Source organism: Embleya sp. NPDC005971, assembly GCF_040629175.1.
Classification (GTDB): Bacteria; Actinomycetota; Actinomycetes; order Streptomycetales; family Streptomycetaceae; genus Embleya.
Map to the genome: position 1 here is coordinate 144,729 of NZ_JBEXUX010000004.1, position 20,246 is coordinate 164,974.

The following is a 20,246-nucleotide window of genomic DNA, read 5'->3' on the forward strand; positions in this document are numbered from 1 at the left end:
GGACCCGGCGCTGCGCCCGGACGGCGATGTGCCGGTTCAGTGAGCGGTACGTGGGCGCGTCGATGGCGGGTCCGGGCAGGGGCAGGTCGAGGTGGCCCGGGCGGCGGGTGTCGGCGGGGAATCAGCCGGTGTAATCCGACCGCTACGGTTGCGTGCCGTTCCCGATACTCGGATCGATCGTGTCGAAGTACACCGTGTCGGTGCCCGGGTCGAGGTGGAACACGCCGGGGTACATCTCGCTGTCGAAGGACTTGCTGCCGACCCACCGCGCGTCCTTCGGCACGAACCGCGTGAGCGCGTCCGGCACCGTACTCGGCGTCGCCGGCCGGAAGTCCCGCCCCGGCGTCGCCACGATCGCAGCGACCCCACCGGCCCTCAACCGAGCGAAGCCCACCAGCCGCACATCGCTGGGCCCGGGAACGGACATCCGCGAATCGACACCCAGGACATCGCCCAGCCACCGGGCATCGAACAGCGGCCCGAGCATGGGAAACCGCCGCTCCAACGGCGCCGAATCCCGACGTACCGTGTCACCGTCCGCCTCTTTCGCCGCCGACGACGTGCACGCCGCGAGCACCGCCGCGGCGCCCGACACGAGCACTTCCCGTCGCCCGAGACGCGTCGAGCCGTCACGGAACACCCCAGCCATGCCCGTCGAGTTCCGCTGTATACGAAAGTTCATCGTGCAAGTACCTTTACGGATGCGGTGCTTCACCGTCCACCGGAACCGCAACCGCATCCGTGTTCGGAAAGGTATGGCGGATGACACCGGAACCGAGGAACCGCTCCTCCGGGGCTTGGCTGATCCGCGTTCCGATCTCGGCCACCGCGTTGGTTATCGCGGTGCTCGCGGCGGCGAACGGGAGTTGGGGCCTGAGCGCCCTGATGGCCTGCACCTCGGCCCTCGTCGCAATCCGGCGCCCCTGACGCACGCGGGCCCATTCCCGGCAACGCGAGAGCATCGACCCCGACCACCCCCTCGTCGGCCGCGCGCCGGGCCGGGACGGGCTTCCGGGGCCGAAAGACGCCAACTGCGCCGTCCGAGGTGCCGGTGGCCATCTTCCCCGAGATGGGCGCTCGGGCCACATGGGCGTAGAACGCCTTCAGCCGCCGTTCTTGTCCACGGCGCGCGAGCCGTAGAAGGCGTAGAAGTAGCCGGACGCGGCGTCCACGTAGAGCCGTTGGTCGCCGTCGCCGTAGGAGTAGGTCTGGTTCGGGAAGGCGGCGGTGTCACCGAGCTTCGTGCTGTGGGGGGATGTGATGGCGTGGTCCTTGATCGTCCAGGTCCGGCCCTGGTCCCGGGAGACCGCGTAGTCGATCGAGTCGTAGTGCACGCCGTCGCCGAAGGGCTGCGGGCTGAACTCGTTGTGCACCGGCCCGTACCAGTCGCCGGTGTCCGGATCCACCCACATCCCGGTCAGGTCGCAGAAGTTGCGCTGCGAGTAGCCCGAACCGCTCGGTGCGTACGTGGACTCCACGCCGGTGGGGCTGTTGTTGCGGAAGGCGGTCGTATCGGGATTGGTGCCCGCGTCGCCGATCGCGGTGGAGAAGGCGGCCGAGTCGAAATCGGTCCCGGTGAAGAAGCTCCACGCGCGGCTCTGCGTTGCGCCGTAGAGGGAATGGGCCTGCCGGAAGTAGAAGGTGCCGTCCTCGTCGATGTAGGAGTTGGCCGGGGGTGTCGTCCGGGTGTGTCCACGCACCCTTGGCGCCGACGGTGACGGTGTACGAGCCGGCCGGCGCGGCCGCGGTCGCGGTTGGCGGCGCGATTGCCTTTGCCGGTAAGGCCGTTGCCGAAACCGCTGTCGTCAGCGCACTCGTGCCCGTGAAGGGCCGTGGCGAACACCGTCGCGAGGATTCTTCCGGGAGGTGCCATCTCTCTCCGTTTCATGGTGCGTTGGGCGAGGACTTCGTTCTCGTCTTCACGCCGGAGATGGGGCCCTACGACTCGCTGATCGAGGGCTGAGCGGCGCCGCCCACCGGGACCGGGAACGACCGGCCGTCGGGCAGGACGTGTGGGCTGCTTGAATGGCCGGGAGCCTGTGGGTGGGCCGTTCGGGCGGCGTACGCGGTGGGCAGTCGGCCTGCCGGACCGTGAAACAGACTCCGACCAGGGAAGACGCGGCGCACCTGGGATACGGGAAACGGGCCGCGGGGAACGAGGAACGCGTGCCGGGGACAACAGGGGCCGAGGAAGCGGACGCGTTCGCGCGACTGCTGCGGGAGCTCAAGGATCGCTCGGGGCTGAGCTACGGGGCGTTGGCGAAGCGGCTGCACATGGGCACGTCGACCCTGCACCGCTACTGCAACGGCAGCGCCGTACCGAACGATTACGCGCCGGTGGAGCGCTTCGCGAGGGTGTGCCGGGCAACGCCGCAGGAGTTGGTCGAGCTGCACCGGCGCTGGATCCTGGCGGACGCGGCACGGGGGCGCCGGGCGGACGCGGCGCCGGGCGCGGAGGAGGTCTCGGCATTGACATCGGCATCGGCCTCGGCGGGCGAATCGCCCGAGGTCGAGGTCGAGGCCGAGGCCGAGGCCGAGGCCGAGTCCGAGAGCGCGACGTCCGAGTCCGAGGCGGATGCGGTCCCCATCGCCGGAACGGCCGCGGCAGCGACGCCCGTGCAGGACGAGGACGGCGCCGCGGCCGTCGTCGACGCCCCGCCCAAGTCGGTGCCGGCGCGACGTCGTCTCACCGTGGCAACCGCCTTCGCCGCGGTGGCGGCCGTACTGGCAGTCGTGATGGTCGTCGTGGATCCACTCTCCGGTGACGGAGCCGGTGACACCGGGGACCGCCGGGAAGCAGGTTCCGCCGCCGCGATCCCCGGCTCGGCGGATGCCGGGGACCGCTCCACCGTGCCGGCTCCCGCCTCGCCACCCCCCGGCGGGACGGCATCGCCCTCGGCCGCCACGACCGAGTTCGGGAAGGCCGGCCCGAGCGCTTCGAAGGGCGGGACGCCGAGCGCGGGGGAGTCCGCCGGCGCCGCTCCGCTCGGGGTGGGCGTTCGCCCGTACGTCTACCACAACCCGTGCAGCCAGCACTTCCTGGTCGACAGCGCCCCCGCCCAGGTCGGCCCGCCCGCGAACGAGGGGGACGCCACCCGCTGGGCCGCCGCGTACGGCGCCGTCTCCTCGGGCGAACAAACGGTCGCCCTCACCGTCCAGGGCCGAGATCGGGACACCGTGGTCCTGGAGGCACTGCACGTACGCATCGCCGGCAAGAGCGCGCCGCTCGCCTGGAACGACTACGCGATGGGCGTCGGTTGCGGCGGCGAAGTGAACACCAAGTCGTTCGACATCGACCTCGACAAGGGCAGCCCCACCCTCACCGGGAAGAACGGCCAACGCGAATTCCCGTACAAGGTAAGCGCGTCCGACCCGGAGGTCTTCTACGTCACGGTGCACACCAAGGCACACGACGTCCGCTGGGATCTGACCCTGGACTGGTCGAGTGGCGATCGTCGGGGCACGCTGCGGATCGACAACAAGGGCCTGCCGTTCCGCACGAGCGCCGACGTGCGCCGCCCCGGCTACGACTATCCGCTCGGCGGTGGCGAGTGGGTCGAACGGGAGCCCGAAGGGCAACCGGACCAGCCGGCCGGGCCGTTCGGGTGATGGTGGGTCGCCCGGCTGAGCGGAGCCGGATCGGCGCTCCGGGATGGTGACGGCCGCCGACGCGGGCGGCCGGTGTGCCGGCGACGGGTCCATCGGGTGATCGGCCCGCCTCCGACTGCGTCGAGGAGTCCGATCCCTCGCGCGCACGCTTGCTCTGTACGGTTGTTGCCGCGGTCGCGGCCGTGGCGACGCTCACTCCGCCGGCCCGGGCCGCTCCGGTCCGCCTCATGGGGCAAGATGGTGGCCTCCCCGGACGTCACCGGCCGGATCGTGGTGCGACCGGCCGCCATCGAGTCGCACCACCGGGCCCGGCGACAGGTCGCCGGCCGGCCCGAGTCACGGTCGCCGCGCGGTACTCGACCCGGGAGACCCGGACTTCGCGATCGTCACCCCCGCAACAGAGGGCATGCCGCACCCCGCCGGGGCTCGGCACCACCACGGGTCTCATCCGTCGCACAGGTCGATCGACGTACCGAACGCCCCATATCGCAGGGCGGTGTTCCGGTCGCGGGTGGACGATGGAAGGAGTGTGAACGAGTGCGGGGAAGGAGCGGATCCGAGAACTGCTCGGGGCCCATCATCGAGAGGCGAGGAGGCGTGCGGCGATGGCGACCTTCATGGACGTCCATACCGGCATGACCGGCATCACCAACGAACAACTGGCAGCGGCGCATCAGGCGGATCTGGCGATCGAGGAGGAGGAGGGCGTGCACTTCCGGCACGCCTGGGCCGACCCGGAGTCGGGCACCGTGTACTGCCTGTCCGAGGCGCCCTCGGCCGAAGCGGTCCTGCGGGTCCACGAACGCGCCGGGCACCCCGTGGCCGAGGTCCACCCCGTGCCGGTCACGGTGTAACGGGCACGAGCCGCTTGGTGGCCGGGACCCGTGGCGACGACGCTGCGGAAGCGCCGGCGCCACGGGTTCCGGCCCGTGTTCCGGTCGAGGGACACGCTCAGGAGTCGGTGAGTACCCACAGTTGCCAGACGCCGGCGGGCCGGCACTCGTACCTGTTGGCGCCGTTGTCCAGATACCACTGGCCCCTCGTGTGGCAACCGCCCAGGTCGTCGGGCGCGAAGTCCTGCACGTGATGCCAACCCGGACCGGCGACCGGAGCGGCCGCGCGCTCGGCCGTCGCCGCGCTCGCCGCCGTCGCGGACGCCTGGGCCACGGCCAGGCCGGGCGCCGTCAGCAGCGCGACGGCCGTCGCCAGTACCGCAAACCTCTTGTCGATCTTCATGGTCTTCCTCTCGAAACGATCAACGGGGAAACCCCAGCCTCCCGTTTCCGCGCAATTCGGTCTTCATGCACAGGAACGACCACTCCCTACATCAAAACGTGTACGCACCGAAACCCGCCCCGAGCGCCCGGCATTGCGCCCTCGGCCTCGATCGCGGGTCGGACCCCCCGTACGGATGCCGCACTCGGGGGCGGGTCGGCCAGGGGATGACGGATGCGAAGGCGAGGGTGCGCCGGGGAGGGTGGTCGGGTGCGGTTCCGCGATGGGATCGCCGAGGGAACGACGATCCCGGGACCGCGGGGAAGAACGGACGGAGCATGCACAAGACGCCCAATGGGGACCACGATGCCGAAGGCGCCCTGACCATCATGCTGACCGGGGCGACGGCCGGCACCGGCCGGGCCACCGCGTCCGCGCTCGCGGGCCGAGCCGGGCATCTGGTCCTGCACGGCCCGGAACGGGAGGACGAGGTGGCCGAGCTGCTGCGCGCCGTGCGGAAGGAGCTGGCCCCCGGCGCCCGGCTCGACTACTTCGCCGCCGACTATGCGAACCCCGCCGAGGTGGCGCGCCTGGTCCGGCGGGTGCGCGCCGTGACCGACCGCATCGATCTGCTCGTCAACAACGCCGAACGCCCCGGCGCGCCCGCCCGGACCGTGAACGCGGGCGGCACCGAACTCACCTTCCGCACCAACTACCTGGCCCCCGTGCAACTCACCGACGGGCTGATCGACCTGATCGGCGATCGCTCGCGCGGCCGGATCGTCAACGTCGCCTCGGGGACCCACCTCACCACGGCGCTGCACCCGGACGACCCGGGCCTGGCCCGGCATCCGTACTCGGCGTCCCTGGCCCACGCGCACGCCGGCCTGGCGCTCGTCACCTACTCCCGCCGGCTGGCCCGGCACCGACCCCGGCACGCCATCGACGTGGTCGCCATGGATCCCGCGTGGATGTCGACGCACCCGGGCGCCGGGTCCGCCGCCGGCGCGGACCGGCCCGATCGGGCGGCGGCCGACATCCGCCACGTCGCCGCGCTGTGTGACGACAACGGCGCCTGGTACCACGGGCGTGCCCCCGGGCCGATCAACCCCCAGGCCTGCGATCACGGCGTACAGGAACGCCTGCACGACATCACCGAGTTCGCCCTCCGGGGCGGCCTCTGACCCGGCCCCTCCGACCCGGCACCGCCGCCGCTCCCCGCGCGACCCGCCGAACCGAGGACGCAGCGCCGGCGCCGGGTGCGGTTTCCCCCGGTCGGGGTGATTCGGCCAGGGAGTCACTGATGCGAACGCGGCACACACCGGTGGACCCTTGCCCACATGCCCTCGCGCCCGGTCGCGCAGCACCGCTCCGGGTGGGTCGAGGCGAAGCCGAAGAGAAAGGGACCGACGGGGCGATGGCAGATCTGGACTACCGGTGGCATCTTCGCGCGGTGATGGCGCAGCGCGGCATGTTCGCCACGACGGACCTGCGTCCCCTGCTGGCCGCACGCGGCGTCGACCTGTCCCCGAGTCAGGTGTACCGACTCGTGGTCGACAAGCCGGACCGGTTGAAGATGCGCACGTTGATGGCGCTGCTGGACATTCTCGACTGCACGATGGACGACCTGATCGAACCGCAGGCGGCCCGGACGGCGCGTCCCCGAGGGAGATGAGGCGGCGGGCGGCCCTGGAACCGAAGGGCGGCCCGGGCCCCTCGCCGGGCGCGGCGTAGGACTCCCGCGTCGCACGCCGCGCCTCGCACGCCGCGCCGATGCGCCGCGCCCCGGCACGTGACCCCGAACTCCCGTTCCCACCGGTCGCGTCGGCGCCCGCACCCGCCTGCCCACACGGCGTAGCCCTCGCCGAGCCGCCGTCCCCGCGCCGGCCCCTCCGCCGCGCCGGCCCGCCCCGAACCGCGTCCTCCCGTGCCCGAGCCGTGGCCCGCCGTTCGGCCGGCTCCCGGGCGAAGTAGCCTTCCGCATGGATATTGCATCGGATGACAGTCGGCCGGGACGATCATCGATGCGCGGCGTGGAAGGTTTGGGCGGAAGTGTCTGACGATTCCGCGGTCGACGGCAGGCCCGAGGGCGGCGCACGGGAGCGGGCGATCCGCACCCGCGGGCGGTCCGCGACCTGGGCGGGCGGAGCGCTGCCGGCGGAGTCGCTGCTGGGCAGGGAGGTCGAGTGCGAGGCCCTCGACCGGTTGCTCGCGGACGTTCGCGGGGGCGAGAGCCGGGCGCTGGTCTTGCGCGGCGAGGCCGGAGTGGGCAAGTCGGCCCTGCTGGACCACCTGGTCGCCGAGTCCGCGGGATGCCGGGTCGTGACCGCCACCGGGATCCAGTCCGAGATGGAGCTGCCCTTCGCGGCCGTCCACCAGTTGTGCGTGCCGTTGCTGGACCTTCTCGATTCCCTGCCCGAACCGCAGCACGACGCGCTCGGCACCGTGTTCGGGATGCGCACCGGCCCCACTCCCGACCGGTTCCTGATCAGCCTCGCGGTGCTCAACCTGCTGGCCCAGGCCGCCGACGAACGCCCGCTCGTGTGTGTGATCGACGACGCCCAGTGGCTCGATCGTGCCTCGGCCCAGGTCCTCACCTTCGTCGCCCGCCGCCTCGTCGCGGAAAGCGTGGCCTGTGTCTTCGCGGTCCGCGACGCCGACGCCGAGGCCGACGCCGACGCGGGCGACCCCGACGTGTTGTCGGGCCTGCCCGTGATCGAGGTCGGCGGGCTGCCGGACACGGACGCGCGCACCCTGATCGGCCGGGTGCTCCCCGGACCGCTGGACGAGCGGGTCCGGGAGCGGATCCTGATCGAGTCGCGCGGGAACCCGCTCGCCCTGCTGGAGTTGCCCCGTGCCGCGGCAGGGGGCGGATTCGTCGCCGCGGCGACCGGACAGTCGTTGTCCGGCCGGCTCGAAAGCGGCTTCCGGCAGCGGCTGAACGGCCTGTCGGCCGACACCCGCAAGACGCTGCTGCTGGCCGCCGCCGAGCCGCTCGGCGATCCGGCCCTGCTGTGGCGCGCCGCCGACCTGCTCGGCGTCGACGCCACGGCGCTCGACGCGGCCGACGAACTGATCGACTTCACCGACCGGGTGCGTTTTCGGCATCCGCTCGTGCGCTCGGCGGCATACAACGCGGCCCTGCCGAAGGACCGCCGCGAGGTCCACCAAGCGCTGGCGGAGGCCACCGACGCCGGCACGGATCCGGACCGGCGGGCCTGGCACCACGCCCAGAGCACCGCGTACCCGGACGAGGACATCGCCACCGAGCTCGAACGCTCGGCCGATCGGGCCCAGGCCCGCGGCGGCCTGGCCGCCGCTGCGGCCTTCCTCGAACGGGCGGTCGAACTCACCCCCGACGCCCGACGCCGGGCCGCCCGCGCGCTCGACGCCGCCCGGGCCAAGCACCTGGCCGGCGCGCCCAAGTCCGCCCTGGCGCTGCTGGCGGCGGCCGAGGCCGGTCCGCCGGACGAACTGCGCCGGGCCAAGGCCGAATGCCTGCGCGCCGAGATCGCGTTGACCTCCAACCACGGCAGCTCGGCGCCGGCGATCCTGCTCAAGGCCGCCAAGCAGCTCGAATCGCTCGACGTCGAACTCTCCCGCGACACCTACCTGCAGGCCCTGTTGGTGGCGATCGGCATCCTGCCCCGCTGGGAGGGCATCACCGAGGTCGCGGCGGCCGGCCGCGCGGCGCCGCCCGCGCCCGGCGTCCCGCGCGCCACGGACCTCATCCTCGACGCCCTCACCCTGCTGTACACCCAGGACGCGCTGACGGCCGAGCCGGTCCTGCGGCGCGCGATGGCCGCGGTCCTGAGCGAGGGAGCCGACCCGGCCGAGCGACTGCGCTGGCTCTGGTTCGTCAACCTGTTCGCGATGGTGCTGTGGGACGACGAAGCCTGTCGCGAACTCGCCCGTCGTTGCCTGCGCCTGGTCCGTGACTCCGGCGCGCTCGCGCTGCTGCCCCTGGTACTCAGCGTGTCCACGATGATGTTCCTGTTCGAGGGCGACCTGGCCGAGGCCGAGATCCTGAACGAGGAGGCCAAGGAGCACGCGGTCGCCGCCGACGTCTGGACCACCTCCGGAGCCATGGTGCAGACGGGCGGCGACCTCGGCCTCGCGGGGTGGCGGGGAGACGAGGAGCGCACCGAACGCCTCGCGGCGACCATCGCCGAGGAGGCGGCGATCCGCGGCGAGGGCCGGACCCTGGAGATCTGTCACTGGGTCAGGTCCGTCCTCTACAACGGCCTCGGCCGGTACGAAAAGGCACTCGAAGCCGCCCTGTTGGCCACGGTGGACCACGAGACGGAGGAGGCCCCGAGCGGCCTGGGCGTGCACTGGGCGCCCCTCGAAGTCGTCGAGGCCGCCGTCCGTACCGGCCGGCACGAACTGGCCGGCCGGACGCTGGCGCGGCTCTCGCACTCCACCCGGGCGGGCGGCACGGACTGGGGTCTGGGCCTCGAAGCCCGCTGCCGGGCGCTGGTCAGCGAGGGTGCGGAGGCGGACCGCCTCTACCGCGAGGCGATCGACCGGCTCGGTCGTACCCGGATGCGCGTCGACCTCGCCCGCGCCCACCTGCTGTACGGCGAATGGCTGCGTCGGGAACGCCGGCGCATCGACGCACGCGACCAACTGCGCACCGCCTTGGACCTGTTCACCGAGATCGGCATGAAGGCTTTCGCCGACCGCACCGAGCGCGAACTGCTCGCCACCGGAGAGACCGCGCGCAAGCGGACCGCCCCGGCCACCGAGGAACTCACCGCGCAGGAAGCGCAGATCGCCCGGCTCGCCCGTACCGGCCTGACCAACAAGGAGATCGCCGCGCGCCTGTACATCAGCCCCCGCACCGTCGAATACCACCTGCGCAAGGTCTTCGGGAAACTCGGCGTCACCTCGCGTCACCAACTCGTCGACCTCCCCTGACCCGTCCGCCCGCCCCGACGGCAACCCCGGGAGATCTCAGGTCGGTCGGCGTGCCCGGGGGACGGCGGGGAAGGTGATCACGACCATCAGGACGCATACGGCCGCGAGCCCGGCGACGACGGCGGCCGGCCCGATCCGCGACACCGAGAGCGGCAGGAGCAGGACGGCCGCCACGCCGCACCACACCGGGCCGGGACGGAGCACGTGCTCGGCCAGGATGGGCCTGTGGATCAGCCACAACAGCACGACGAAGACGGCGGTCGGCACGGCCACGGCGTAGCAGATCGCGAGCGGTGCGGCGGCCGGGCCCCGGCCGGTCTGCTCGACCGCGACCTCCAGTCCGGCGCCCAGCGCCGCGAGCGCCGCGAAGATGCCGTAGTGGCCGTATCCCCACAGGTAGGAGCCGTGTCGGCGGTCGCTGAGCCCCTCCCCGGCGGGGACCAGGAAGTAGAGCCACCACAGGGCGAACAGGAGTACCAGGCCGGATCCGGCGATGACCACGAGCGAGCCGCCGATCCGGGCGGCGTCCAGCGCCGCCCGCACGCCGTTGGACGTGGCGAGCACACTTTCGCCGAACAGGATGATGGTGAACAGGCCGTAGCGTTCGGCGATGTGGTGCGGGTGCCAGTCGGTCGGCCGGGAGCGTTCCGCCCAGCGCGGCACCGCGAGTTCCAGGGCGGCCAGGACCAGGAAGGACAGCGGCTGGGCCGGCGACGGCAGGGCGTTTGCCTCCGCCAGGACCAGGCGCAGGATCCAGCCCGCCTCCAGGAGCGTGATACCCGCCGCGTACCGCAGCGCGGTACGCCGGCCGGCCGGGTGCTCGGCGGCGGCCCGCAACCACAGCGCGACCAGCGCGACGCGCATCACCAGGTAGCCGATCGTGATCAGCCGGTAGTCCGCGTCGTCGGCCGCGGCCGGCACACCGGCGGCGAGCACCAGCACCCCCGCCATCTGCACCATCGTCAGCAGCCGGTAGGCGACGTCGTCGGTGTCGTACGACGAGGCGAACCAGGTGAAGTTCATCCACGCCCACCACACGGCGAAGAAGACCTGAAGGAACGGGACGAGCCCGGTCAGGGCGTCCCCGTCGGCGACATGGTGTGCCAATTGGGCGGTGACCGCGGCGATCGCGACCACGAAGGTGAGATCGAAGAGCAGTTCGAGCGGGCTCGCGGTGCGGTGCGGTTCGTCGATCGCGCGCGCGGTCATCCGGATCCGGATCCGGTACCCGGCGACTGCTGGTGGCACGGCCTCGCTCCTTCGGTCGGTGGGTCCCCCTGCCGACAAAGACAAGGCGGGGTCCCTGCTTGTGACAGTGGGCCCGGAAAAAGCACACGACGAAAAAACTTCGGCGGACCTGTCACAACCGCTCCGGGTGTCCGGTCTTAGCTGGCAACCGGGCGGCGACGGAGTCCCCGGCGAACAGGAGGACCTGGCATGAGGATCGTGGTCATCGGCGGTACCGGACTGATCGGCTCGAAGCTGGTGACGAAGCTGGGCGAGCACGGACACGAGGCGGTCGCGGCGGCGCCGAACACCGGTGTCGACACGCTCACCGGCAAGGGCCTGGCCGAGGTCATGAAGGGTACGTCCGTGGTCATCGACGTATCGAACTCCCCGTCCTTCGAGGACGCCGCCGTATTGGAGTTCTTCAGCACCTCCACCCGCAACCTGCTGGCCGCCGAGCAGGAGGCCGGCGTCGGCCACCACGTCGCGCTGTCGGTGGTGGGCAGCGAACGGCGTCCCGACATCGGCTACTTCCGGGCGAAGATCGCCCAGGAGCGGCTCATCAAGGAATCGTCGATCCCCTACTCGATCGTGCACGCGACGCAGTTCTACGAGTTCGCCCGGCGGATCGCCGACGAGGCGACGACGGGCAACGAGGTGCACATCGCGCCGGTCGCGTTCCAGCCGATCGCGGGCGACGAGGTCGCGAAGAACGTGGGCAGGACCGCGGTGGGCACGCCACTGAACGCGACGATCGAGATCGCCGGCCCGACGCGGTACCGGATGGACGAGTTCTTCCGGGAGGCGCTGGCGGCCTGGGGCGACCCGCGCGAGGTGGTCACCGACCCGAACGCGCACTACTTCGGCGCCGTACCGGACGAGTCGACGCTGGTCCCGGGCGAGGGCGCCACCCTCGGCGAGATCACCTACCCGGACTGGTCGGCGAAGTCCGCCGGTTGAGCCCTGTCCGGCGGATCCTGGTGGGCCGCGCCGCCCTTCCGCCGACATCCGCCGGACAGGGCCCGGGCCGGGAAGCGTCGGAACCACCCCTGCGTCCGACCTGCCCGTGCCACCCCGGGTGCCGCGGCGGTGCCGACCACGCGCCGCGGCACCCCGGGGGCGACCTCCACCGCATCGGACCGGCGAAACGAGAGACCTGTGAATCAATCGGCCCCACAGCGGCCCGCCCCGGCCCCCGCCGCGGCGCCCCGGATCGGCACGCCGGACGATCTGCGCGAGCACCTGCAATGGGCGCTCGAACTGGAGCACGCGACACTGCCGCCTTACCTGTGCGCGCTCTACTCGCTGGACCCGAAGCGCAATCCCGAGGCCGCCCAGGTCGTGGCCGGCGTCTTCGTCGAGGAGATGCTGCACCTGGCCCTGGTCGCCAACCTGCTCAACGCGGTCGGCGGCTCCCCGAGGCTGGACACGCCCCGGATGTTGCCGAGCCACCCCCGGCGGTTGCCGCACGGCGACCCGTCGTTGGAGTTGTCGCTGCTTGCGTTCGGCCCGGAGGCGCTCGACATGTTCCTGCGGCTCGAACGGCCCGCACCGCCGGACGCGCCCGCCCAGGCCGACGGCTACGCGACCATCGGCCAGTTCTACGCCGCGATCGAGGAGGGGCTGCGCGATCTGTGCGCCCGGCTCGGCGAGCAGGAGGTGTTCCGCGGCGACCCCGCGCGTCAGGTGGGGGAGCGACACTTCCGGCACACCACCGGCAGGCTGGTCCAGGTCACGGATCTGGCCTCGGCGCTGACCGCGCTCGCGGAGATCGTCGACCAGGGCGAGGGCCTGCTCCGCGGCGAGGTCTGGGACGGCGACCGGGACGTCCACCACCCGGATCGGGACGAGGTCGCGCACTACTACCGTTTCCAGGAGCTCCGGGTCGGTCGTCGCTACCGGCGCGGCGACACCCCACAGTCCGGGCCGACCGGCGAACCGCTGCACGTGGACCTCGGCGGCGTGCGGCCGATGCGGCGCGACCCGCGTCCGCACGAGCACCCGCCGGGGAGTGCGATCCGCGACGCCCAGGACGAGTTCAACCGTACGTACTGCGCCGTCCTGCACCTGCTGGAGCGGGCGTTCGACGGCAGTCCGAGGCTGCTCGCGGTCGCGACCGGCATGATGTACGGGCTGCGCGAGCAGGCCCGCGTGCTGATGGAGATGCCGGACGGGGAGGGCACGACGGCCGGTCCCACCTTCGACTACGTCCCGCCCGAGCAGCGCGCGTGGAGCCCCGGCGACCGACCCCGGATCGTGGTGCTGCCCGCCGGCCCCTACCTCGTCTACGGCGGCATCCCGCTCCGGCGCAAGGTCAAGGTCGTCTCCCCGGAGAACAACGACGCGCTGACCTGGAGGACCGGGCCGGAGTTGCCCACCGAGCACACCTACGCGCTGTGCCGCTGCGGCCGTTCGGGCGCGAAGCCGTTCTGCGACGGGACGCACGCGGTGGTCGGCTTCGACGGGACCGAGAACGCCGTGGTGACGCCCTACCGCGAGTTGCGGCACGTGCACGACGGCGTCGGCATCTCGGCGCAGCGGGTCGGCGAATTGTGCGTGCACGCCGCCTTCTGTATCGGCGCCACCAGGCCGATCGCCAAGATGCTCGACGACACCGAGGACCCCGACGTGCGCTCGAACATCATGGGGCGCATCGACCACTGCCCGTCCGGCTCCTACAGCTACGCGCTGGAGCGGGACGGCGAGACCGTCGAGGTCGACCTTCCTCGGGCCGTCTCGGTCCTGGCGGAGGAAGGCGACCTGGCCGGCGCGCTGTGGGTCACCGGCGGGGTCGCGGTGCACCGCGCGGACGGACGGCCCCTGGAGACCCGCAACCGGATGACGCTGTGCCGGTGCGGCCACTCGGCCGGCAAACCGCTGTGCGACGGCACCCACCGCGAGATCGGCTTCCGCGAGGAGCCGACCACCGCCGAGGCCGGTCGGGAGCGGGGTTGAACGCCGAGCCGGGGACCGGCGACCGCGCCCTCCCACGCGGTCGCCGGCGTTCGGGTCGCCGGCGGCGGGAGGAAATATTCGACGGAGGGCTGTACCCCGCCGGCACGGCGGCGGCAGAACGCACTCCGCCCAGGTACGGACGCGTCGCGCGGGGGGTTCCCCACGCGGCGCATTCGCGCGTCCGGCCGGGCTCGGACCCCCGCGTCGGTCGTGCGACGGATGCCCCGCCGCGACGAGACGGCCGCCGGACGACCGTTTCGGTCCGCGGTATCGACACCCTCACCTCGAAGGCGCGATCGAACATGCAGCTTGACGGACAGGATCAGGCGAGTTCCCTCGACCGGGCCGCCGCGATCTTCATCGAAGTGCGTCCGCGCCTGTTCGGCATCGCCTACCGGATGCTGGGCATCGCGGCGGAGGCCGAGGACGTCGTCCAGGAGACCTGGTTGCGCTGGCAGCACACCGAGCGTTCGATCATCGACAACCCGGCGGCCTTCCTGGCCACGATCACCACCCGGCTGTCCATCAATGCCGCGCAGTCCGCCCGGGTCCGTCGCGAGACGTACCTGGGTCCCTGGTTGCCCGAGCCCGTCGACACCAGCGCCGATCCCGCGCTCGGGGCCGAGCGGGGCGAGGCGCTGGAAATGGCCCTGCTGTTGCTGCTGGAGAAGCTCACCCCCGCCCAACGGGCCGTCTACGTCCTGCGTGAGGCGTTCGACTACCCGTACGAACAGATCGCCGAGATTCTCCGGCTCAGCCCGGCCAACGTCCGCCAACTGGTGAGCCGTTCGCGCAAGTACCTGAGCACCGCGCGGCGCGAGAGCATCGACGCGGGCCGGCACCGGCGCCTCATGGAGACCTTCCTGGATGCCGCCAAGGAGGGCAATGTCTCGGCCCTGGAAGACCTTTTCGCCGCGGACGTGGTCAGTACGTCCGACGGCAACGGCATCAGGGGCGCGGCGCGCTTTCCCGTGGTCGGCGTCAACCGGGTGGCGCGGTTCATGGCGGCCCTGGCACCGAGGTTCTGGTCGGCGGAGCGGATCCGGTGGGTGGAGGTGAACGGCCGCGCGGGCCTGCTCGTCCCGCGCGGCCCCGCCGGTTTCATGCTCCTGTCCGTCGACGCCGCGTCGGACGGTATCCGGCACCTGATGTGGATCGTCACCGCGGACAAGCTCGGCGGCTTCGTGCCATCGGTCGAACGGATCGGCGGCACGGTATGAGCGGTGCCACATCAGCCGACGTCGCGCCGTCCGGCCCTCGCCGTCCCGGGACACCCGAGGACTCGGCGACCGACACCCGGGGCGACACGGATCGGGTCGGGAACCGTCACACCGAGGCGGACCGTCCGGTCCAACGTGAGGGGACGAACGAAGTGAGGACAACGTGCCGACGATCCTGACCTCCGGTGTGCGCGCCGGATCATCGCCCGGGGAGCGGGCGGCTTCCCGCCTGCCGAACTCCGCGCGCCGGGCGGGCCGGACATGAGCACGGCCGCCCCCACCTCGGTGGCGGAGATGCTCGACGAGCGACGCCACCTGCTGGAGATCGCCACCTGGTTGTTCGACGCTGCCGCCGCGGACCGGATCCTCCAGGAGACCTACCGCCGCTGGTACGCCCTCGACGACGCCGAACGCGCGCGGATCGGCCCGCCTCGGGCCTGGTTGACCAGGGTCGCCGGAGGCATCTGCCTGGATCGACTCTCCTCGACCGCCTCGGCGGAAACCCCGGTGGACGACTACGCGGCGGACGTCGAGGCGTACCCGCCACGGCCGCGCCCGGACCCCGACCCGGTCACCGAGTGGCTGCGGCGCAACCCCACGCAGGACCACGGCGACCCGGACGTGGCGGCCCGGCACGACGAGGTCGTGCGCCGGTTCGCCGCGGCCTGCGTCACCGGCGACACGGCGGCCATGCGGGCGATGCTGGCGGCGGACGCGATCGTGGTCAGCGACGGCGGCGGCAAGGTGCGCGCCGCGGTCGAGCCGACCCACGGCGCGGAGGCGGTCGCCCGCTTCGTCAAGGACCTGCTGGGCGATCCGCCACACCCGGTGGTCTCGGTCGCCTCCGTCAACGGCCGGGCCGGGCTGCTCCTCGGCGCCGAGGGGCGGGTCGTGGCGGTGGTCGGTGTGAGTGTCGCCGAGGGTGACGTCACCGCCGTGTGGATCATGCTCAATCCCGACAAGCTGCGGGGCTGGCAGGGCGGCCGGCCGCATCCCGCTCCCGATCGGGCGCCGGTGGCTCCGGGGGTTTCGATACCTTCGGGGGCCTCGGCGGGTGCGGCCGCTTCGGCGGCTTCGGAAGAAGGGGCAACACCATGAACGATCCGGTCACGGCGCCGCCTACGGAAGGCGTGCCGGGCGCAGGCGGGTTCAGACCGCTCTACGCCGCCCGCGTCGCGGTGAGCGGTGGTCCGCTCGCCCACGGCCGCGCCACCGGCCGGGCCCGCTCGTCGGACGGCGCCCTGGAGTTCGACCTGCGCATGCCCGCCGAACTGGGCGGCGACGCCGGCGGCCCGAACCCCGAACAACTCACCGCCGCCGCGTTCGCCGCCTCGCTGCACGGCGAACTCACCCTGGTGGCGCGGCAACACCTGCTCGATCCGGCACCCATCACGGTCGAGGCGACCGTCGCCGTGGGCCGTGACCCCTCCGACGGGGGATATCTGCTGCACACCGAACTGGAGGTGACCTGGCCCGGCGTCGCCCGCGAGACCGCCGACCGCCTGCTCGCCAGGGCCATCGCACACTGCCCCTACGCGAAGATGGCCGGCCACGGCATCCCCACCACCATCACCCTGGCCCCGGACCGGCGACACGAGGAAACCTGAGCGGGCCCCCTGATCTGCATGGACCCGGATCAGGGGCCCTTCCGTTCCGCCGGTGCCGCGCACGGCGATGGCCCCGGCCGAGGAGAAGCCGACCTGCCGTTCTTCCCCAATCCGGGCGCACGACCCGAACGCGGCACGCCTGGCCGACATCCCCTCCGCGCCACAGGTCTTCCTCGGCCCCGTTGCGCGACACTTCACCGGCCGCCGGTCCCGGCTCGGCTTGCCGGCACCGTGGTTGGACGAGGTCGGGACGGGTGGCCTACGGGTGGTCACCGCAACCCCGGGGCAGGTGAGTCGCGTTGCCGGGCGCGCGCTCGCGGTCGCCGTGCGTCCCGAACCGGTCGCGGTGCCAGGCCCGCGAACACATGGACGCCCGCTGGTTGCCCCTCGATCAACACGGCACTGGCGGCCGTACGGTCCGAAGGCCCCGCTCGACCGGGGGTATTTGCCTGGATCGCGCACCAACTCGGGCTCTACCAGAGGGTGGACGCGCCGATGGACATATCCGGTCGGCCGCCACCGCGAGCGCCGACCGCCGGCTTCGAATCCGGGTCCTGCTCGCGGGCCGGCAACTCGGCGAACCCTTCGGCGATCACGACCGCATGGTGAACGCGATGGCAGGTACCGTGCCGGACGGGCGTCCCGTCGCCGTGACCGGCTCCGACGATCGCACCGTGCGGGTGTGGGACCCGACCGCCGGCCGACGACTCGGCGAACCCCTCACCGGTCGTGTCGGCCCGGTGAACGCCTCGACGTTGCACGGGCGTTCCGTCGCCGTCACCGGCTCCGACGACGGCTCCGTGCGGGGCCGGGATCCGACCACCGGACGGTGTATCGACCGGATTCGGCTGCCGGCGCAATGTCGAGCGCTGGGGATGGTCGGCGGGGGAAGATTGCTCGTCGGCTTCGACCCGGACGTCGTACTGCTCGTTCACGGGAGCGGTGCATCGCCCACGGGTCCGGCCGCCACCGGGAGAACCACCGGCATCGATGAGGAGGAATCGTGACGGGTGCGATCGTGGGCGTGCACGGCATCTGGAACTTCCGCCGGGGCGAGACGCCCGAACGCGCGGCCGACAGCCTGTCCGGCGTCTGGAGCGCGAGCGTGGCCACCGCGCTGCGCCGGGCCGGGTCGACCGCGCCGGCGCCGCGCGTGCGGGTGGCGTACTACGCCGATCTGCTGCGCCGGCGCGGACGGCAGGGGGGCGACGACGGGCTCGACGATCTGGACCCGTTCGAGGCCGAGTTCGCCGGCCACTGGCTGGACGAGTTCGACCTGCCGGTGGGGGTCGCGGCGGGCGAGTCGACCATCGAGGTGCGTCAGGCCGTCGAGACCCTGGCCCGGATGCGCGTCCTGGGCCCGCCCGCCACGAAGTGGTTCGTGGCCGGTCTGTGCCGGGAGGTCCCGGCCTACCTGAGGAACCCGGACAGCCCCGGCCGGGCCGCCGCCCGCGCCCGAGTCGTCGACGCCCTCGAAGCCACCGGCGCCCGCGTGGTCGTCGCGCACTCCCTCGGGTCCGTCGTCGCCTACGAGGCCCTGTGGGCCCGCCCCGACCTGAGCATCGACCTCCTGGTCACCCTCGGCTCACCCCTGGCCCTGCCGCACGCCGTCCTGCCTCGTTTGCGCCCGGCGCCCGTCGACGGTCGCGGCGCGCGTCCACCGGGGGTGGCCAAGTGGGTCAACTTCGCCGACCCCGGCGACATCGTCGCGGTCCCCCGAGGCGGCGTCGGCCATACCTTCGACGGCGTCGACATCGACGAACACACCATCATCGGCGCCTTCGACTTCCACCTCGCCAAGAACTACCTCGCCCACCGCCGCCTCGGCGAAATCCTGACCACCACCCCCTGACAACAACCCCCCCGAGCCGCCCCCACACCTCCCCACCCCATGCCCGCCCCACCTCGGCCGCGCGCCGCCCCAACCGCGCGCGGCACCGCGCCGACCCCGCCCCCCGGCATTCCCGCGCCCCGGCCTCACCCTGCCCCGCGCCCCGTCCCGCTCCGCGCCCCGCCGCAACACGGGACGCGGGTGACGGCTATGGACTTTGTCAGGTGGCGCGCGTATATAAGTGTCGCCAGTACATAAAATGATCTCCGGGAGTTCCCGTATGTACGACCTCGACGGTCTAGCGGTCCTGATCACCGGTGCCGCACAGGGCCAAGGAGCCGCCGAGGCGCGCCTGTTCGTGCAATGTGGCGCGCGCGTCCTGCTGACCGACGTGCAAGAGGACGCCGTTGCGAAGGTGGCCGCCGAACTCGGCGATCGTGCCTCGTACATCCGGCACGACGTCAGCGCCGAGGACGACTGGACCAGAGCCGTCGAAGCGGCCGTCGAGCGGTTCGGCGGGGTGGACGTACTGGTCAACAACGCGGCAGCGATGCGCATCGTGGCCATCGAGGACGAGACGCCGGACGCCTTCCGCCGCATCCTCGACATCAACCTCGTGGGCACCTTCCTCGGCATCCGCGCGGTCGCACCGGTGATGCGCGCCGCCGGCGGCGGGGCGATCGTCAACATCGCGTCGATCAGCGGCGTTCAGGGACAGGCGTGGGCGTCGGCGTACTCCGCGTCCAAGTGGGGCGTACGCGGCCTCACCCGCACCGCCGCCACCGAACTCGGCCCGGCCGGCATCCGGGTCAACGCCCTGGTGCCCGGTGCGATCAGGACCGCGATGTTGCCCGACGACCGCAGCGGCGCCGAGACCGACACGCGCTTCGCCGGACTGCCCCTGGGCCGGGCCGGCGAGGTCGAGGAGATCGCGCACATGGCCGCCTTCCTGGCATCGCCCGGGGCGTCGTACATCACCGGCGCGGACTTCCGCGTGGACGGCGGCTACACGGCCGGCCCGGTGGCGGCCCCGCGTCCCGAGGCTCCGATGACGTTCCACTGACACCCACCGGCTCCCACCGACACCCGGGGTCAATCCCAGTCCCACTCCAGGGTCCGGCCGGTGCGGCGGTGGTGTGCCTCGGCCACCTGCCCGACGGTCAGCCCGGGCAGCCCCGGCCGCCACGAGGGGAACGTCTCGGGTCGTGCCCACAGCGCGTGGTAGTGGGCGCGGCCCCGGCTCACCACCCAGTGCGCGACGTCCTCGGCGCCGTCCTCGGAGTCGGGCAGGTACGGCGTGAACGGGTCGCAGAGGAGTTCGACCACCGCCTCCCAGAGTTGGCGGTGCAAGCGCTCCAGGTCGCCCGGCTCCATCGCGATGAGTGCGGCGTCGACGCGGTCGGGATCGCGGCACACGGTCTCGACGGTCGTCCAGAACCAGTCCGAGAGATGATCGGGCGGTTCCCCGGGTGGGTCGACCGTCATGGAGGTACGCCCCTTCGGTCGGATGGTCGCAGCGCCGTTCGCGTGGCCACAGCGTCACCGCGACACCTGCGCACGCGCGACGGTGATCCTACCCCCCGCAATGCCCGGATCCGGCTTGCCGTTTCGCGCGGAGCCCGGGCGCGCCTCCCCTCCGGGCGGAGGCGATGGGAAGGGAGG

The 20,246-nt window shown here is 72.4% G+C and carries 21 protein-coding genes; 15 read left to right on the forward strand and 6 right to left on the reverse strand.

The features are described 5' to 3' along the window. Positions 1–142 precede the first annotated feature (142 nt). Positions 143–715: a hypothetical protein gene (locus ABZ374_RS06155; protein WP_360306826.1), complete on the reverse strand. Its 573-nt coding sequence runs from the start codon at positions 713–715 to the stop codon at positions 143–145. A gap of 47 nt (positions 716–762) precedes the next feature. Between ABZ374_RS06155 and ABZ374_RS06160 the strand changes: the two genes are divergently transcribed. Beyond that, on the forward strand, positions 763–927 hold the full coding sequence (locus tag ABZ374_RS06160; protein WP_360306829.1) for a hypothetical protein: 165 nt from the start codon (positions 763–765) through the stop codon (positions 925–927). Positions 928–1,103: 176 nt separating this feature from the next. On the opposite strand, the gene ABZ374_RS06165 is transcribed toward ABZ374_RS06160, so the two are convergent. Further along, positions 1,104–1,700 (reverse strand): hypothetical protein, encoded by a 597-nt coding sequence (locus ABZ374_RS06165; RefSeq protein WP_360306832.1) that lies wholly within the window; start codon positions 1,698–1,700, stop codon positions 1,104–1,106. A 14-nt stretch (positions 1,701–1,714) separates the two neighbouring features. Here ABZ374_RS06165 and ABZ374_RS06170 point away from each other — a divergent pair, with 14 nt between their 5' ends. The 3 genes from ABZ374_RS06170 (at position 1,715) to ABZ374_RS06180 (ending at position 4,463) form a co-directional block, all read left to right on the forward strand. Continuing rightward, positions 1,715–1,963 (forward strand): hypothetical protein, encoded by a 249-nt coding sequence (locus ABZ374_RS06170; RefSeq protein WP_360306835.1) that lies wholly within the window; start codon positions 1,715–1,717, stop codon positions 1,961–1,963. A 203-nt stretch (positions 1,964–2,166) separates the two neighbouring features. Beyond that, positions 2,167–3,609, forward strand: coding sequence for a helix-turn-helix transcriptional regulator (locus tag ABZ374_RS06175; protein WP_360306838.1), 1,443 nt, complete (start codon positions 2,167–2,169; stop codon positions 3,607–3,609). 605 nt (positions 3,610–4,214) lie between these two features. Beyond that, entirely contained in the window at positions 4,215–4,463 is a 249-nt protein-coding gene (locus ABZ374_RS06180; RefSeq protein ID WP_360306841.1) for an SCO4226 family nickel-binding protein, read from the forward strand. Positions 4,464–4,560: 97 nt separating this feature from the next. Here ABZ374_RS06180 and ABZ374_RS06185 read toward each other — a convergent pair whose 3' ends face one another. Further along, positions 4,561–4,845: a hypothetical protein gene (locus ABZ374_RS06185; protein ID WP_360306844.1), complete on the reverse strand. Its 285-nt coding sequence runs from the start codon at positions 4,843–4,845 to the stop codon at positions 4,561–4,563. A gap of 317 nt (positions 4,846–5,162) precedes the next feature. Here ABZ374_RS06185 and ABZ374_RS06190 point away from each other — a divergent pair, with 317 nt between their 5' ends. The 3 genes from ABZ374_RS06190 (at position 5,163) to ABZ374_RS06200 (ending at position 9,744) form a co-directional block, all read left to right on the forward strand. Beyond that, positions 5,163–6,008, forward strand: coding sequence for an SDR family NAD(P)-dependent oxidoreductase (locus tag ABZ374_RS06190; protein WP_360306847.1), 846 nt, complete (start codon positions 5,163–5,165; stop codon positions 6,006–6,008). Between the two features lie 233 nt (positions 6,009–6,241). Continuing rightward, entirely contained in the window at positions 6,242–6,499 is a 258-nt protein-coding gene (locus ABZ374_RS06195; RefSeq protein WP_360306850.1) for a helix-turn-helix transcriptional regulator, read from the forward strand. 377 nt (positions 6,500–6,876) lie between these two features. Continuing rightward, positions 6,877–9,744 (forward strand): AAA family ATPase, encoded by a 2,868-nt coding sequence (locus ABZ374_RS06200; protein ID WP_360306853.1) that lies wholly within the window; start codon positions 6,877–6,879, stop codon positions 9,742–9,744. A 36-nt stretch (positions 9,745–9,780) separates the two neighbouring features. Here the strand turns inward: ABZ374_RS06200 and ABZ374_RS06205 are convergent, their stop codons facing one another. Then, the gene (locus tag ABZ374_RS06205; RefSeq protein ID WP_360306856.1) at positions 9,781–10,992 is read right to left on the reverse strand and encodes a low temperature requirement protein A; all 1,212 of its coding nucleotides are present in this window, start codon (positions 10,990–10,992) and stop codon (positions 9,781–9,783) included. Between the two features lie 189 nt (positions 10,993–11,181). On the opposite strand from ABZ374_RS06205, the gene ABZ374_RS06210 reads away from it, so the two are divergent. From ABZ374_RS06210 to ABZ374_RS06230, 5 genes are all read left to right on the forward strand, one after another. Then, positions 11,182–11,931: an SDR family oxidoreductase gene (locus ABZ374_RS06210; protein WP_360306859.1), complete on the forward strand. Its 750-nt coding sequence runs from the start codon at positions 11,182–11,184 to the stop codon at positions 11,929–11,931. 198 nt (positions 11,932–12,129) lie between these two features. Then, positions 12,130–13,926, forward strand: a complete 1,797-nt coding sequence (locus tag ABZ374_RS06215; protein ID WP_360306862.1) for a ferritin-like domain-containing protein — start codon at positions 12,130–12,132, stop codon at positions 13,924–13,926. A 302-nt stretch (positions 13,927–14,228) separates the two neighbouring features. Further along, a complete protein-coding gene (locus tag ABZ374_RS06220; protein ID WP_360306865.1) occupies positions 14,229–15,146 on the forward strand; it encodes a sigma-70 family RNA polymerase sigma factor in 918 nt (305 codons plus the stop codon). 261 nt (positions 15,147–15,407) lie between these two features. Then, on the forward strand, positions 15,408–16,244 hold the full coding sequence (locus ABZ374_RS06225; RefSeq protein WP_360306868.1) for a hypothetical protein: 837 nt from the start codon (positions 15,408–15,410) through the stop codon (positions 16,242–16,244). Further along, entirely contained in the window at positions 16,241–16,753 is a 513-nt protein-coding gene (locus tag ABZ374_RS06230) for an Ohr family peroxiredoxin (RefSeq protein ID WP_360306870.1), read from the forward strand. Before ABZ374_RS06225 ends, ABZ374_RS06230 begins: the two co-directional genes overlap by 4 nt. A gap of 473 nt (positions 16,754–17,226) precedes the next feature. Here the strand turns inward: ABZ374_RS06230 and ABZ374_RS06235 are convergent, their stop codons facing one another. Further along, entirely contained in the window at positions 17,227–17,349 is a 123-nt protein-coding gene (locus tag ABZ374_RS06235; RefSeq protein WP_360306873.1) for a hypothetical protein, read from the reverse strand. Positions 17,350–17,367: 18 nt separating this feature from the next. Between ABZ374_RS06235 and ABZ374_RS06240 the strand changes: the two genes are divergently transcribed. The 3 genes from ABZ374_RS06240 to ABZ374_RS06250 all read left to right on the forward strand — a co-directional run bounded on the left by ABZ374_RS06240 (position 17,368) and on the right by ABZ374_RS06250 (position 19,647). Then, complete coding sequence (locus tag ABZ374_RS06240) at positions 17,368–17,760, forward strand: hypothetical protein (protein ID WP_360306876.1); 393 nt, start codon at positions 17,368–17,370, stop codon at positions 17,758–17,760. Continuing rightward, on the forward strand, positions 17,757–18,605 hold the full coding sequence (locus ABZ374_RS06245; RefSeq protein WP_360306879.1) for a serine peptidase: 849 nt from the start codon (positions 17,757–17,759) through the stop codon (positions 18,603–18,605). Before ABZ374_RS06240 ends, ABZ374_RS06245 begins: the two co-directional genes overlap by 4 nt. A gap of 259 nt (positions 18,606–18,864) precedes the next feature. Then, on the forward strand, positions 18,865–19,647 hold the full coding sequence (locus tag ABZ374_RS06250; protein ID WP_360306882.1) for a glucose 1-dehydrogenase: 783 nt from the start codon (positions 18,865–18,867) through the stop codon (positions 19,645–19,647). 29 nt (positions 19,648–19,676) lie between these two features. Here the strand turns inward: ABZ374_RS06250 and ABZ374_RS06255 are convergent, their stop codons facing one another. After that, a complete protein-coding gene (locus ABZ374_RS06255; RefSeq protein ID WP_360306884.1) occupies positions 19,677–20,069 on the reverse strand; it encodes a hypothetical protein in 393 nt (130 codons plus the stop codon). Positions 20,070–20,246: the final 177 nt, after the last annotated feature.